The organism is Micromonospora arida, from assembly GCF_042873195.1.
Taxonomy (GTDB): domain Bacteria; phylum Actinomycetota; class Actinomycetes; order Mycobacteriales; family Micromonosporaceae; genus Micromonospora; species Micromonospora arida.
The window spans coordinates 60609-75029 of the sequence record NZ_JBIALC010000006.1 but is presented as its reverse complement, the minus strand read 5'-3'; the positions used below and the strand labels follow the sequence as shown (position 1 = coordinate 75029).

The window sequence follows — 14421 nt, the reverse complement described above, 5'->3', positions numbered from 1 at the left end:
CGGCAGGTGGGCCGATTGCCGACCTGCCGCGATGGCCGGACCGGTCAGCGGACGGTGAACCCGACCGCCCGGGACGACGCCTCGGCGATCTCGACGTAGGCGACCTTCTCGACCGGAACGATGACCCGCCGGCCCTTCTCGTCGGTCAGGGAGAGCGTGCCGCCGTTGCCGGCGAAGGCGTCGGTCACGATCTGCTCGATCTCGGCCGGCGACTGCGCGCTGTCCACTACCAGCTCGCGTGGCGCGTACTGCACGCCGATCTTGACCTCCACTGTGCCTCCTCAACTGGGGCGAAAGAACCGCCCTGCGAAGGCTATCCGATCACGGGGCCGGCGGTCAGGCTGACTCACCTTGCAGCGGGAAGCTCGCGATGCCCCGCCACGACAGCGCGGCCACCAACGCCTCGGCCTCGGCCTTCGGCACCTGCCGGCCGCCGGCCAGCCAGAACTGCGCGGCCGTCTCCGCCGCGCCGACCAGCCCGGAGGCGAGCAGCTCGGCGTGCGCCCGGCTCACCCCGGTGTCGGAGATGATGGTGTCGGTGATCGCCGCGATGCAGCCCTGCTCGACCCGCTCCACCCGCTGCCGCACGGCCGGGTCGTTGCGCAGATCCGACTCGAAGACGAGCCGGAACGCCTCGCTCTCGTGGTCGACGAAGTCGAAGTACGCCCGTACCGACGCGCTGACCCGCTCCTTGTTGTCGCTGGTACCGCGCATCGCGTCCTGCACCTGAGCGACGATGGCGTCACAGTGCGTGTCGAGCAGCGCCAGGTAGAGATCCATCTTTCCGGGAAAGTGTTGGTAGAGCACCGGCTTCGAGACCCCGGCCCGCTCGGCGATGTCGTCCATCGCGGCGGCGTGGTAGCCCTGCGCGACGAACACCTCCTGCGCCGCAGCGAGAAGCTGCTTACGACGCGCGGAGCGGGGCAGGCGGGTGGGCCGGCCAGCGGTCTGTGCACCGTTCCCCGCAGCGGTCATGGGATCCTCCGAGTTCTCCGTACGAGCCGGCATTTTCCCCCCAGACCGGGCGAGGCCCGTGACCTCGGTCGTGGAAATGGCCCGCCGCTGTAACTTATCGCCACTCTCGGCACACGGTAGCCTCAGCGGGGGCGACCAAGGAGCGCGCGGTGAGTGAAACAGGGCAACCCGGAGCCGCCACCCCGGGAGAGCACGGTGACGGAGCGGGTCAGCACGACGACCCGAGCCGTTCCGTCAGTGGGTGGGCGCCTCCGGCGGGTGGGTGGCCTCGAGCCGCCGACCGCGAGGACGCCCGGGATGAGGCGCCGCGCTGGCAGCCCGACCCCGCGTCGGGCTGGCGGACCTCCTCGACACGGCACGGCGATCTGCCATCGCCGCTGGTCGGGCGCTCGGGTGACCCCGAGTCGCCGGCCCGCACCAACGGCCACCACGTCAACGGCGCGCACCACCCGGACGACGTCAACGGCTTCCACCACCCCGGTCTCGAAGCGCCCGCGGGCCGCGCCACGCCGGTGAGCGCCCCGCCCGGGCTGCCCGCCGAGGGTCGCCCCGGGGCGGCCGGCGACCGGCTCGTGGTGCCCGCCCAACGTCCCGCACCGCCGACGGAGCAGGCTGCCGTCGAGCCCGATCCGGGCCCCGCCCCACACTCCACCGTCGATCCGGCCGCCGCGCACCGTGCCCGCTGGGCCGAACCCGGGTTGCCCACCTCGGCCCCGCCGGCCGTCCAGGTGCCGCCCGTCGGCACCGCGGCGTCGGGTTTCGAGGTGCCGCCCGGTTTCCACGCGCCGACCGGCGAGCGGCTGGCCGCCGACGAGAGTCCGACCGCGCCACGCGACTGGCGGGACCCGCTCGCGCCCGAGCCCGCGGCGACCTCGGGACGCACCCCGGGCCCGGCCGCGTCCGCCGACGAGGGCGAGCCCGGTCGCGCTGCCGAAGGTTCCCGGCCGGCAGAGGCACATCGCAGCGATGACGCGCACCGTCCCGGCGAAACGCACCGGGCCGGGGAGTCGACGGCCAGCGAGCCCGACTGGTCGGGGCCGAGCTGGAACCGTCCGAGCTGGGGTGGCGGGTGGGCCCCGCCCTGGTCCCGCCAGGACGACGAGCCGGCTGGCCCGACAGCACGGGACGAGTCGGCACCGGACTGGGTCGGCGAACCCCACCAGCCGTACGAGCCGGTGCGCGCCGAGGTGCCGCGCCCGTACGAGCCGGTACGCGCCGATCCGCCCCGGGCGTACGAACCCGGCCGGGGCGAATCCGAGTCCACCCCGGAACGCCCCGCAAAACCGACCAGTGCACCACCGGCCGACCGTCCGTCGTGGGCGGGTGGTGCGACGCCGACCAGTGGTCCGCCCGCTGACCGTCCGTCGTGGGCGGGGTCCGGGGCGACCGGCGGACCCCGGCCCGACCGTCCGTCCTGGGCTGGCGGCGCCGATCCCGACCCCACCAGTGCATCGCCCGCGCGGCCCTCCTGGGCCGGAGGTTCCGATCCGACGCCGACCAGCGTGCCCCCGGTGCGGCCGTCCTGGGCCGGCGGGTCCGAGGCGGCGACCAGCGTGCCGCCGGTGCGGCCGTCCTGGGCCGGCGGGTCCGAACCGCCCGCGACCAGCGCGGCGTCGACGCGACCGTCCTGGGCCGCCGGTGCCGATCCGGCACCGGCCAGCTCCCCGCCGACACGGCCCTCGTGGGCCTCCAGCCCGGCGTCGGCCGACCCGCCCGCACCGGCCGAGGCGATACCGCCGGCACCCGCTGGCCCGCCTCCGGCTCCGGCCGGGCCACCTCCCACGCTGACCGACACGCCACCGGCTCCGGCAGGCCCCCCGTTGGTCGCCGAGCGCTCGTCCTGGACCGGCGGTTCGCCGACGGCGAGCAGTTCCCAGGCCGAGCGGCCGGACTGGTCCGAGGGCCGGCTCCCGGCCACCCCGGTGGAGCGCCCGTCATGGCCGGCCAGCCGGTCGGCCAGCGCCGGCGGGGGCGACGGAGGCGAGACGCCCGGCCGGTCCCGGCCCGACGTCCGACCGACCGCACCGTTCCGGCTCAGGCCGGCGACACCCGAGCCCGGTCCGTCACCCGTCGAGCCGCCCCCACCGGCCGCTCCGGTCAACGGCTTGCCATCGACTGACGCCACCGCAGCGGTCCCGCCCACCGCCACGAAGGGTTCCGGCCGCCGCGATCAGCCCGCACCGGTGTCCGCCTCCGCCTACGCGGCGCGCCGATCCGCACCCGACGCGACGTCGCCGGCCGACGATGGCCGGCCGTCGGCTGCGAGCGCGGTGGTGCTGCCGCAGCGCGTCCCCGCGGAACCGGACGTGCCCGTCGTGCCGGAGCCGCCAGCCGTGGAGCCGCCAGCCGAAACCCCGGAACTCGCCCGCATCGCGACTCACCTGCGCCGGGACGACGAGCCAGCCCCCCTGCGCGAGCGCCCCGAGGGGTTCGATGTCAACGCCATCCTGGATGCCGTCCGGGAGGTGGCCGGTGTCCGCGACGCGGCTCTGCGCCGTACGCCGGCGGGAGCGCACAGTCTGCGACTGGACCTGGCCGACGGCGCCGACCCGGCCGAGGTGAGCCGGCAGGTGGCCCGGCTGCTCCAGGAGCGGATGGGGTTGGCAGCGGCCCCGCAGAACGTGCCCGGCCTGCCCAGCACTCCACCCCCACCGGTTCGCCGTCGCGCGGCCGAGCCCGTCGAGCGGCGTACCCCGGAGACTCGAAACGCGGCTTCGCGCGATCCCGGCGAGGTTCGGTCGGCCGAGCCGCCGACGGTCGCCCGCCCGACCGGCGGCCGGGTCGAGTCCCCGCCGGCCGGCCCGGAGCAGCGGACCGGCACGGACCCGACGCGCCGTCGCCGGTCGAACGCTCCGCACCGGGGGCGCGCCACGGTGGAGGAACCCGGGTCGGTCTCGTCCGCGCCGACCGGCGCCGCGACCGGTAGCCCGGCGACGCTGGGCACGTCGTACTCCGGTGGTCAGGTGACCACGACGGAGTCGGCGCCGTCCCGGCCACTGGAGACCGGCGGTACGCCGGGGCCCCGAGTGGTGATCGACCATGTGCAGGTCAGCACCTTCGGCCTGGACGCGAACGTGGAGGTCCGGCTGCTGGCCGGGGGCGACAGCGCCTCCGGGTACGCCACCGGGCCGGCGGTGGACGGCTACGTGTTGCGGCTCTGCGCGGTGGCGGCGGCGGCCGCGGTGGACGAGTTGCTGCGCGGTACCGAGAACGCCGAGCGGGGGCGCTGTTTCGTCGAACACGCAGCCGTGGTGCCGTTCGGCAATTGCGAGGTGGCCACCGTGGTGGCGCTGTTGGTCTGCGAGGGCTGGGTCGAGCAGCTCGCCGGGTCGGCCCTGGTCGCGGGTGATCCGCGTCAGGCGGTGGTCCGGGCGACGCTGGCGGCGGTCAACCGTCGGCTGGAGGCGCTGCTGTCCTGAGTGGTTCGAGGCAGACTGGAGCAATGAGACGCGCCACCCTCTGGCCGGACCACCTGCTCCCCGACAATCGCGTTCCGCCGCCGTGGCCGGGCCGGGAAGTCCGCCTCGACGGCCGCGTCACGTACGTCCGGGACACCCCGGCCACCGCCGCCGGGGCGGAGCCGGCGCTGTACGTGCACGGGTTGGGCGGGTCGTCGCAGAACTGGACCGACCTGGCCGGGCTGCTCGCCGACCGGCTGGACGGTCAGGCCATCGACCTGCCCGGCTTCGGCCGTAGCGAGCCGGGCCCGAGCTACACCATTCCGGCCTTCGCGGATCTGGTCGTCCGCTGGATCGAGCATTCCGGTCGAGGGCCTGTGCATTTGTTCGGCAACTCGCTGGGTGGCGCGGTCGCGGTCCAGGTCGCCGGGCTCCGGCCGGATCTGGTCCGCACCCTCACCCTGATCTCCCCGGCGCTGCCGTTCCTGGATTTCCGGCGCTCGTTGCAGGGGCGGATGCTGCCGGTGCTCGCCATTCCCCGAGGTGAGCGGCTGGTCGCCCGGCACCTCACCCAGCTTGCTCCCGAGGTGATGGCCCAGCAGGTGCTGGAGGCCTGCGTCGCCGACCTCAGCCGGATCTGCGACCAGCGCCGGGCCGAGGCGCTGGAGGAGATCCGGGTGCGGTACGAGGCCGAGCACTACGCCGCCGCGTACGTCCGGACGTTCCGTGGGCTGGTCTCCAGTTTCCTGCGGGCGTACCTGCCGGGGCCGGGGTCGCTGTGGCGCCTCGCCGAGGCGGTACGCGCACCGACCCTGGTGGTGGGTGGTCTGCAGGACCGTCTGGTCGACGTGCGGGTCGCGCCGCAGACCGCCCGGGTCATTCCGGACAGCCGATTGATGATGCTCGAGGGCGTCGGCCATGTGGCGCAGTTGGAGGTTCCCCGGCTGGTTGCCCGCGCGGTGGTCGGCCTGCTCGCCGAAACGGAGGACGCCGCGGGGCGGTCTGATCTGGCAGGCTGACCTGGATGCCCAGCTCAGCCCGCCATCCTGCTCGCCGTCGGCGACGTTTCGCACTGTTCGCCCAACTGGTGGCGGTGGTGGTGGCCGTCGGCTCGGCGGTGACCGTCATCGCCGAGGGGCCGGGTGGGCATCCCGGCGCTGACCGGTTGGCCGCGGAGGAGATCAGCGCGCCGCCGCTGGTGGCCGGGCCGCTGCCGCCCGACCCTTCGCCCTCTGCCGCGGTGCCGTCCAGCCCGCCTCCGGTGTTGCGGGTGCCCGGCGCGGTTCCGAGCGCCGGCACAGGCGGGTTCGGCTACGACGCCCGCTCCGGCCCGGTGCTGGGTCGGGCGGGTGAGCTGCGGCGTTACCGGGTCGCGGTGGAGTCGGGCAGCGCCGAGGACGTCACCGAGTTCGCCCAGGCGGTTGAGGTGGCGCTCGCCGGGCCGGGCAGTTGGGTCGACAGCGGCAGGTTGCGGCTACAGCAGGTGCCGGGGGCTGCGCCTCGGGACTTCACCGTCTACCTGGCCACCGCCCGCACCGCGGGTCGGATGTGCGCGAAGGGTGGGGTGGACATCCGGATCGACGGTCGTCCGTACACGTCCTGTCGGGCGCCCGGTCAGGTGATCATCAACCTGGATCGGTGGCGGTTGTCCGTGCCGCACTTCGTCTCGGCCGACGTGCCGTTGACGGTCTACCGGACGTACGTGGTCAACCACGAGGTGGGTCACCAACTCGGGCATCGGCACGAGCGCTGCCCCGGCGCGGGCCGGCCGGCACCGGTGATGATGCAGCAGACGCTCTTCCTCAACGGCTGCCGGGTCAACCCGTGGCCGTACCTGAACGGGCGTCGATACAGCGGTCCCGCTCGCTGAGTTGATCGGCCTGACACGCCGGCCATTGACCCCTCCATCAGGCGTCTTGCGTCAATAGCGATAAAAACGGGGAAATGCCCGAATAATCTGGCAGGCTTGATCCTATGACGCCGTCGTCCCCTTACGGCCCGCCCCGGCCGCCCGAGCCCCGGTCGGCGTTGCCGGGCGTGCGTCCCGCGCTCGTCCGGATGCACCGGCGTCGTCGTCGCACCATGCTGCTCGGCGTGCTCGTGCTTGCGGTCGCCATCGCGGTGACGGTGAGCCGGGGCGGCGAGCCGCCGGCCGAGCCTCCGGCCACCACCCAGGGCGGCATGGGCCACGGAGGTGGGGTGGCCGCGCACCCGGCGCCCACCGGCTATCCGTCGGTCGGAGCGGGACGCTTCACGGCAGCCGACGGCGAGACACCCGTGCACGGCACGGACGGGCCGCTGCACCGATACCGGGTCGTCGTCGAACGAGGCACCGGCCAGGACGTCGACGTGTTCGCCGCCAGGGTCGACGAGGTGCTGGCCGACCCGCGCAGTTGGATCGCGTCCGATGAGCTGCGGGTGCAAAGGGTGGCCGACGCCGGGGCCGCCGACTTCACCATCTACCTGGCCACCCCGGTCACGTCCGAGCGGATGTGCGCCGAGGGTGGGTTGACCACCGAGCGCTACACCTCCTGTCGCCTGCCCGGTCAGGTCATCATCAACCTGGCCCGCTGGATGGAGGCGGTCCCCGACTACGGCGCTTCGCTGGACACCTACCGGACCTACGTCATCAACCACGAGGTGGGCCACGAGTTCGGCGAGGAGCACGAGGCGTGCCCCGGCCCGGAGGAGCCCGCCCCGGTGATGCAGCAGCAGACGTACGGGCTTCAGGGCTGCGTCGCCAACGCCTGGCCGTACCTCGACGGTCGTCGCTACGCGGGGGACATCGTCCCCTGATCGACCGGGTCGTCGGTTATTCCCGCTCCCGCATACCGGACCACGTGTCGTCCCTCATGGCCGAGGAGGGCTCCCGCGAGCAACAATGGCGCGGTCACACCGCCGATCCCGGGGAGTCCACCGTGTCGTTGCCCCCGCTCGTCGAGCCCGCCGCCGAGCTGACCGTAGACGAGATCCGCCGCTACTCACGTCACTTGATCATTCCGGACGTCGGGGTGACCGGCCAGAAGCGGCTGAAGAACGCCCGGGTGCTCTGTGTCGGTGCCGGTGGCCTCGGGTCGCCCGCCCTGCTGTACCTCGCCGCGGCCGGGGTCGGCACGCTCGGCATCATCGACTTCGACACCGTCGACGAGTCGAACCTCCAGCGCCAGGTCATCCACGGCGTCTCCGACATCGGCCGGTCCAAGGCCGAGTCGGCCGCCGCGTCGATCCGCGAGATCAACCCCCTGGTCAACGTGGAGATCCACAACACCGCGCTGGACCGCGAGAACGTCCGCGAGATCTTCGCCCAGTACGACCTGATCGTCGACGGCACCGACAACTTCGCCACCCGCTACATGGTGAACGACGCGGCGGTGCTGCTGGGTAAGCCGTACGTCTGGGGGTCGATCTACCGCTTCGACGGCCAGGCGTCGGTGTTCTGGGCCGAGCACGGCCCCTGCTACCGCTGCCTCTACCCGGAGCCGCCGCCGCCCGGCATGGTTCCCTCCTGCGCCGAGGGTGGCGTGCTCGGGGTGCTCTGCGCGTCGATCGGTTCGATCCAGGTGAACGAGGCGATCAAGCTGCTCACCGGCATCGGTGAGCCGCTGGTCGGCCGTCTCATGGTCTACGACGCCCTGGAGATGGAATACCGCAAGATCAAGGTCCGCAATGACCCGAACTGCGCGCTCTGCGGCGACAACCCGACGGTCACCGACCTGCTGGAAGACTACGAGGACTTCTGCGGCGCGGTCTCCGAGGAGGCCCAGGAGGCGACGCTCGACTCGACCATCACCGCCCTGGAGCTCAAGGAGTGGCAGGACGCCGGCAAGGACATCTTCCTCGTCGACGTCCGCGAGCCGGCCGAGTACGAGATCGTCCAGATCCCCGGCGCCACCCTGATCCCCAAGGGCGACATCATCTCCGGTGAGGCCCTCGCGAAGCTGCCGCAGGACCGGCAGATCGTGCTGCACTGCAAGTCCGGCGTCCGCTCGGCGGAGGCGCTCGCCGCGCTCAAGGCGGCCGGATTCAAGGATGCCGTGCACGTGCAGGGCGGGGTGCTCTCCTGGATCAAGCAGATCGACCCGTCGCTGCCCGCGTACTGACCGATCGAGCCGGGGTGGCCCACGCGGCTGCCCCGGCAAATCGACGCAGATGACGCCGAGCGGCCGTCCGGCCGGAGCGACGCAGCCATTCCGGGCTGGCCGATTCTCTGAGGCGGCATCGCGTCTGCGCAGGTAGCGTCTCCGCCGTGGTCGACTTGGAAGCCGCGATCGGGTTCGTCGTGGCGCACGGGGATGCGGTGGAACGCGCCCGCCTCTCCTGGCTCCGCAACGGCACCGCCGTGCCCGCCGAGTTGCTGGAGACTGCCGAGGTCGGCCAGTCACCGGACGGCGGTTGGCCGGCCACCTGGGGCGGTGAGGTCGCCTCGATCGACGCCACCTGCTTCCGGCTCGTCGAGCTGGACGACCTGGGTGCGCTCGGCCGTCCCGCCGCCCGCCGCGCTCTGGACTGGCTGGCCTCCCGGCAGCAGGCCGACGGCGGTTGGGAAGAGGACGCGTCGCTGGCCGACTCGGCACCGGAGTGGGCCCGTCCCGGCGACCCGGAGGCCGGATTCCTCGTGTCGGCCAACGCCGGCTTCTGGCTCACCGTCGCTGGCCTGGACGCCCGGGCCTCGGGTCCGCTGGACCATCGGGTCGGTGGGGCGTACGCCGGGGTGGTGCAGGCGGCGGCCCACTCGCTCGCCGCGCGGCTGCGCCCGGACGGTAGCTGGCCGTCGTACCTCGCCGCCGGTTGGCTGAGCGCGGCCGTGCTGCACCGGCAGGAGATGTTCCAGGAGTCCGCCCGGATCCAGGTGGTGCTCGCCGAGCGGATGCCGAAGATGTCCTCCGGGGACGTGGCGTGGCTGGCGGCCACGTTGCGCCGCGCCGGCGTCGACCCACAGGACTGGATCATGGTGCGGGCGCTGCGCCGGCTGACCGAGACCCAGCGCAGCGACGGCGGCTGGGAGAGCGACGACGGCCACCAGTTCGACGTGCACGCCACGCTGGCCGCGATCCGCGCCGCCCGCCCCGCACCACCCAGCTGAGCCGCCCGGCCCCCGCCCTGCCCCCGGGGCCCCGCCCTCGCCCCGGCCCGACCTCGGCGATCTTGCAGTTTCTGTCGCGGATACGCGAATAAATGCCCCTTATGTCGGGACAGAAACTGCAAGATCGCGGGAGGGGGAGGGGGCGCGGCCAGAGCCTCAGCGCACGTGACCGTCGCCGGTGACGACGTACTTGGTGCTGGTCAGCTCGGGCAGGCCCATCGGGCCGCGGGCGTGCAGCTTCTGGGTGGAGATGCCGATCTCCGCACCGAAGCCGAACTCGCCGCCGTCGGTGAACCGGGTCGAAGCGTTCACCATCACCGCCGCCGCGTCCACTCTCGCGACGAAGTCGCGGGCCGCGCTCGCCGAGTCCGTGATGATCGCCTCGGTGTGCCCGGTGCCGAAGCGGCGGATGTGCGCGACCGCCGCGTCCAGCGAGTCGACCACCGCCACCGAGATGTCGGCGGACAGGTACTCGGTGGCGTAGTCCTCCTCGGTCGCCGGGACCACGGCGGCGGAGTGGGCGGCCACCTCGGGTGAGCCGTGCACTGTCACCCCCGCCTCGGCGAACGCGGCCAGCACCGGCGGCAGGAACGCATCGGCGATGCCTGCGTGCACGAGCAGCGACTCGGCGGTGTTGCAGGTGGACAGGCGTTGCGTCTTGGCGTTCAGCGTCACCGCGACGGCCTTCGCCAGGTCGGCGGCGGCGTCGACGTAGACGTGGCAGTTGCCCACCCCGGTCTCGATCACCGGCACTGTCGACTCCTCGACCACGGTACGGATCAGCGACGCGCCACCGCGCGGAATGAGCACGTCGACGAGACCCCGGGCGCGCATCAGCTCCTTGACCGAGTCACGGGAGCTGGCGTCGAGCAACTGCACCGCGTCGGCGGGCAGACCGGCCCCGGCGACCGCGTCACGCAGCACCGCTACCAGCGCGGCGTTCGAGTGCGCAGCCGACGACGACCCGCGCAGCAGCGCCGCGTTACCGGACTTGAGGCAGATTCCGGCGGCGTCCACCGTCACGTTGGGCCGCGCCTCGTAGATGATGCCGACCACCCCGAACGGCACCCGGATCTGGCGCAGCTCCAGGCCGTTGGGCAGGGTGGACCCGCGGACCACCTCGCCGACCGGGTCGGGCAACGCGGCCATCTCACGCAGCGCGTCGGCGATGCCGGCCACCCGACCCGCGTCGAGCGCGAGCCGGTCCAGCACGGCCGCGCTCAGCCCGGCCTCACGGCCGGCCGCCAGGTCCGTCTCGTTCGCGGTCAGGATCTCCGGGGTACGCGACACCAGCGCCTCGGCCATCGCCACCAGCGCGGCGTCCTTGACCGTACGCGTGGCCACGGCCAACTCCGCGGCGGCGTCCCTCGCCCGTCGCGCCTGCTCGGTCACGCTCATGCCGGCACTCCGCTGCGCTGCGTGCCGCCCTGAGGCACCACCGCGCTGATTCGATGATTCGCTCGCTGACGCTCACTCATTGTCGACTCCTTAGAGCAGCACCAGGTCGTCGCGGTGGACGACCTCTCGTTCGTACGCCGGGCCGAGCGCCGCGGCGAGTTCGGACGTGGAGCGGCCGAGCAGCCCGGGTAGCTCCACCGCGTCGTAGTTGACCAGCCCTCGGGCGACCGATGCGCCGTCGGTGTCCACCAGGTCCACCGGGTCGCCGGCCGTGAACGTGCCGTCCACGGCGGTGATGCCGGCCGGGAGCAGCGACTTGCGCCGCCCGACGACGGCGGCCACCGCGCCCGGGTCGAGGTGCAGCCGCCCCCGGGGCGAGGTGGCGTGGGCCAGCCAGAACAGCCGGGCCGTCGGGCGTCGCCGCTGCGGGTGGAAGAGCGTGCCGACAGGTTCGCCGGCCAGCGCCGGCGTGGCCAGGTCGGCGGCGGTGAGCACCACAGGGATGCCGAAGCCGGTGGCGATCCGGGCGGCCTCGACCTTGGTCACCATGCCACCGGTGCCGACGCCGGACCGGCCGGCCCCGCCGATGGTGATGCCGGCGAGGTCCGTGTCGTCGCGCACCTCGGCGATCCGGGTCGAGCGCGGGTTGGTGGGGTCACCGGTCCAGAGCGCGTCCACGTCGGAGAGGAGCACCAGCAGGTCGGCGTGCACCAGCGCGGCCACCAGGGCGGCCAGCCGATCGTTGTCGCCGAACCGGATCTCCTGGGTGGCCACCGTGTCGTTCTCGTTGACGATCGGCACCGCCCGCAGGTCGAGCAGCTTGCGCAGCGTCCGGTACGCGTTGCGGTAGTGCGCTCGCCGGGTCACGTCGTCCACGGTGAGCAGCACCTGCCCGACGGTGCGGCCGTGGCGGGCGAAGCTGGCCGCGTACCGGCCGATCAGTAGCCCCTGCCCGACGCTGGCGGCGGCCTGCTGGGTGGCCAGGTCGCGCGGGCGTCGGGACAGCCCGAGCGGGGCGAGCCCGGCGGCGATGGCGCCGGAGGAGACCAGCACCACCTCGCGCCCTTCGGCGGTGAGCCGACCGAGGGTGTCGACCAGCGTGTCGACGCGCTCGTCGGCCAACCCGCCGGTGGCGGTGGTCAACGAGGAGGATCCGATCTTGACGACGACCCGCCGGGCCGTCGTGACTGCGTCGCGCACCCGACCATTCTGCGTGGTCACGGCCGCACCGCCCGGCGACGTTCCCATATGGTGGCCGATTGTGACTCCAGACGAGTACGTCGAGGCGGTGCTCGACCTGGTCGAGCGGATCCCGGAGGGCCGGGTCATGTCGTACGGCGGGGTGGCCGACGCCCTGTCCGAACGCTCGGGGCGTGCCTCGGCCCGGTTGGTCGGCAACATCATGGCCCGGCACGGTGGCTCGGTGCCCTGGCATCGAGTGGTGACCGCGGGTGGTCGACTGCCGCCGGGGCACGAGCGGGAGGCCCGGGCCCGACTGCGGGCCGAGGGGGTGCCGCTGCGCGGCGAGGGAGTGGACATCGCGGCGGCGGGCTGGTCGCCTGACGAGGGGTTGTGATCACCGACGGGCGTGATCGTGATGGCCGGGACGTGCCCCCGCACCGACGGTGCCCCGCCCCGGCAGGGATCGGGGCGAGGCACCGTGCGGTCGTTCAGAGTGGGAGTGGGGACGACACCTCGTTGTCGTTCCGTTTCAGGTCGGGCCAATGGCGGTCCTGTGCGTCGCAGTGAACGACGAGGAACCTCCGGGTGATCGCGTCAGGCCCCGGCCGGCCGGGCACCAACTGGACGAACGTGTAGCGACGCGATTCACCGACCGGCACCCCGGGCAGCAGGCACGACGGTTGATCGGCCTGCGGCGCCGGGTTCGGGTCGCACCGGGACCAGTCCCCGCCGGCCCGCTCGCCGCCCTCGATGGAGTGGAAGGCGACCTGGGCCGCGTCGACCGGCCCGGCGTTGGTCACTGTGAAGACCGTGGTGAGTTTGCGTCGGGTGTCCGCCCCCGGAACGTCGACGAGCTGGTGCGTCATGGTCATCCGTAGGTCGGTGAGTCGGGGGTCCTTGCCGAATGCCGTGGGGCCGTCGGTCTGACCGAATCGCTGCCCGTCCCACCGGTACGTCCGTACCTGCTCTCGCCGCAGGTAGCTCGGTGTGCCACAGCACGGCACGATGTCGGCCACGCGCACCTCGACCGACCCGTTCCGGTTGATTTCCACCGCGCGAATGTCGTCGAACCCGTCGCCGGTCCGGACAACACGGCCCAGCGTCACGATGTGGCCGTCGCGATCCCGGTCGAAGGCCACCACCTGCTTCGCCGACGCCTCGCCGTACCGGCAGGCCACGACGGCGATGGTCTCGACGGCCCTGTCACCGTCGACGTCACCGTGTTCGAACGCGTCGTCGGTGAGCATCGACACGTAGGTGTCCGTCGTGTCGGTCTTGAGCCGAACCTTCGAGGTGGTGCAGCCGCCCTCCATCTCACCCGGCGGCCAGTTCGGCAGGTCGACCCGGGTGGCGAGCAGTTGGGCCCGACTGATCTGTCCGTCCGGGGCGTTCGGGGTGCTCGTGGTCGCCGACGGCGGCGTGGTCGGTGTGGGCGTCGGCGGTGCCGAGGTCGGCGGGGTGGTCGGTTGCACGGACTCCGCCGGCACCGGCGGGTTCCGGTCACCGCGTAGCGCGGCGTTGGCGACGACCGGAGCCACCACCAGCACGACAGCCGCGGCGGCCACGGCCACCGCCGTCATCCGCCGCCGTCGGCGCAGCAGCTGCCGGGCCTCGTCGGGACCGGGACCGGCGACATGGCTGATCACGTCATTGCGGTACGCGCCGAGCCGCTGGCGCAGTCGCGGGTCGAGGTCAGACATCGCACACCCCCTCGGTGTTCTCGTCGAGCAGCCCGGCCAGGGCCGTCCGACCTCGGTGCAACCAGGACTTCACGGTGCCCTCGGCCACTCCTTCCTGGGCGGCGATCTGGTTGACCGACAGGTCGGCCAGGTAGTGCAGGATGACCGCCCGGCGGTGGTTGGCGGGCAGTTGGGCCAGCGCCGCGTCGATGGCAACCCGGTCGGGTGTCGGGCCGGCCACCTCGGCCTCGGTGCGCCGTTGCCGCAGCAGGTGGTTGCGGGCGGTGCGCAGGCGTCGCCAGCGGCTTCGGGCCAGGTTCCAGGCGACCTGCCGGACCCAGGCGACCGGGTCGTCGTAGCGGATCAGCCGGTCCCAGCGGGCGAGCGCTCGGTAGAACGCCTCCTGGGCCAGGTCCTGGGCATGGCCCAGGTCTCCGGTGTACGCGCACAGTTGGGCGGTCACGCTGCCGAAGTGCGCGTGGTAGAAGTCGTCGAAGGTGATCGTCTCCTCGACCACCGCACCGGCCGTCCGGGCCGCCGGTGGCTCGTTGGCGCGGGCCCCCATCATCGCTGTCACTGCCCCTCCCCCGTCAGCGCCGGGCTGGAGTGCCCTTGGCGCCGGTAACACTCCGAGACTGCGGAGGTGGTTGCGGGGTCCGCTGCCGGTTACCCGACTGTGCGGTTGTCCGGGACGGGCCGGTGGGTT

The 14421-nt window shown here is 73.1% G+C and carries 13 protein-coding genes; 7 read left to right on the top strand and 6 right to left on the bottom strand.

Features of this window, described 5'->3' with window-relative positions:
- Window positions 1–44: 44 nt before the first annotated feature.
- Both ACFYP0_RS19145 and ACFYP0_RS19140 read right to left on the bottom strand, forming a co-directional pair.
- The gene (locus ACFYP0_RS19145; RefSeq protein ID WP_088950288.1) at window positions 45–272 is read right to left on the bottom strand and encodes a DUF3107 domain-containing protein; all 228 of its coding nucleotides are present in this window, start codon (window positions 270–272) and stop codon (window positions 45–47) included.
- Between the two features lie 64 nt (window positions 273–336).
- Window positions 337–975, bottom strand: coding sequence for a TetR/AcrR family transcriptional regulator (locus tag ACFYP0_RS19140; protein ID WP_030489514.1), 639 nt, complete (start codon window positions 973–975; stop codon window positions 337–339).
- A 1502-nt stretch (window positions 976–2477) separates the two neighbouring features.
- Here ACFYP0_RS19140 and ACFYP0_RS19135 point away from each other — a divergent pair.
- The 6 genes from ACFYP0_RS19135 to ACFYP0_RS19110 all read left to right on the top strand — a co-directional run bounded on the left by ACFYP0_RS19135 (window position 2478) and on the right by ACFYP0_RS19110 (window position 9456).
- A complete protein-coding gene (locus ACFYP0_RS19135; RefSeq protein ID WP_386997216.1) occupies window positions 2478–4394 on the top strand; it encodes a hypothetical protein in 1917 nt (638 codons plus the stop codon).
- 23 nt (window positions 4395–4417) lie between these two features.
- A complete protein-coding gene (locus ACFYP0_RS19130) occupies window positions 4418–5392 on the top strand; it encodes an alpha/beta fold hydrolase (protein WP_355499082.1) in 975 nt (324 codons plus the stop codon).
- Window positions 5393–5397: 5 nt separating this feature from the next.
- Window positions 5398–6243, top strand: a complete 846-nt coding sequence (locus tag ACFYP0_RS19125; RefSeq protein WP_355499079.1) for a DUF3152 domain-containing protein — start codon at window positions 5398–5400, stop codon at window positions 6241–6243.
- A 104-nt stretch (window positions 6244–6347) separates the two neighbouring features.
- Window positions 6348–7169, top strand: a complete 822-nt coding sequence (locus tag ACFYP0_RS19120; RefSeq protein WP_355499077.1) for a DUF3152 domain-containing protein — start codon at window positions 6348–6350, stop codon at window positions 7167–7169.
- 56 nt (window positions 7170–7225) lie between these two features.
- The gene (gene moeZ, locus ACFYP0_RS19115; protein WP_355499182.1) at window positions 7226–8473 is read left to right on the top strand and encodes an adenylyltransferase/sulfurtransferase MoeZ; all 1248 of its coding nucleotides are present in this window, start codon (window positions 7226–7228) and stop codon (window positions 8471–8473) included.
- Between the two features lie 95 nt (window positions 8474–8568).
- Complete coding sequence (locus ACFYP0_RS19110; RefSeq protein WP_386997214.1) at window positions 8569–9456, top strand: prenyltransferase/squalene oxidase repeat-containing protein; 888 nt, start codon at window positions 8569–8571, stop codon at window positions 9454–9456.
- 156 nt (window positions 9457–9612) lie between these two features.
- Here the strand turns inward: ACFYP0_RS19110 and ACFYP0_RS19105 are convergent, their stop codons facing one another.
- Both ACFYP0_RS19105 and proB read right to left on the bottom strand, forming a co-directional pair.
- Window positions 9613–10854: a glutamate-5-semialdehyde dehydrogenase gene (locus ACFYP0_RS19105; RefSeq protein WP_355499075.1), complete on the bottom strand. Its 1242-nt coding sequence runs from the start codon at window positions 10852–10854 to the stop codon at window positions 9613–9615.
- A gap of 90 nt (window positions 10855–10944) precedes the next feature.
- Complete coding sequence (gene proB, locus ACFYP0_RS19100) at window positions 10945–12102, bottom strand: glutamate 5-kinase (protein WP_386996960.1); 1158 nt, start codon at window positions 12100–12102, stop codon at window positions 10945–10947.
- Between the two features lie 13 nt (window positions 12103–12115).
- Between proB and ACFYP0_RS19095 the strand changes: the two genes are divergently transcribed.
- Window positions 12116–12430 (top strand): MGMT family protein, encoded by a 315-nt coding sequence (locus ACFYP0_RS19095; RefSeq protein ID WP_386996958.1) that lies wholly within the window; start codon window positions 12116–12118, stop codon window positions 12428–12430.
- Between the two features lie 94 nt (window positions 12431–12524).
- Here ACFYP0_RS19095 and ACFYP0_RS19090 read toward each other — a convergent pair whose 3' ends face one another.
- Both ACFYP0_RS19090 and ACFYP0_RS19085 read right to left on the bottom strand, forming a co-directional pair.
- Window positions 12525–13736 (bottom strand): hypothetical protein, encoded by a 1212-nt coding sequence (locus tag ACFYP0_RS19090; RefSeq protein WP_386996956.1) that lies wholly within the window; start codon window positions 13734–13736, stop codon window positions 12525–12527.
- Window positions 13729–14283, bottom strand: a complete 555-nt coding sequence (locus tag ACFYP0_RS19085; RefSeq protein ID WP_386997212.1) for a SigE family RNA polymerase sigma factor — start codon at window positions 14281–14283, stop codon at window positions 13729–13731. The genes ACFYP0_RS19090 and ACFYP0_RS19085 overlap by 8 nt, the downstream gene beginning before the upstream one ends.
- Between the last annotated feature and the right edge of the window lie 138 nt (window positions 14284–14421).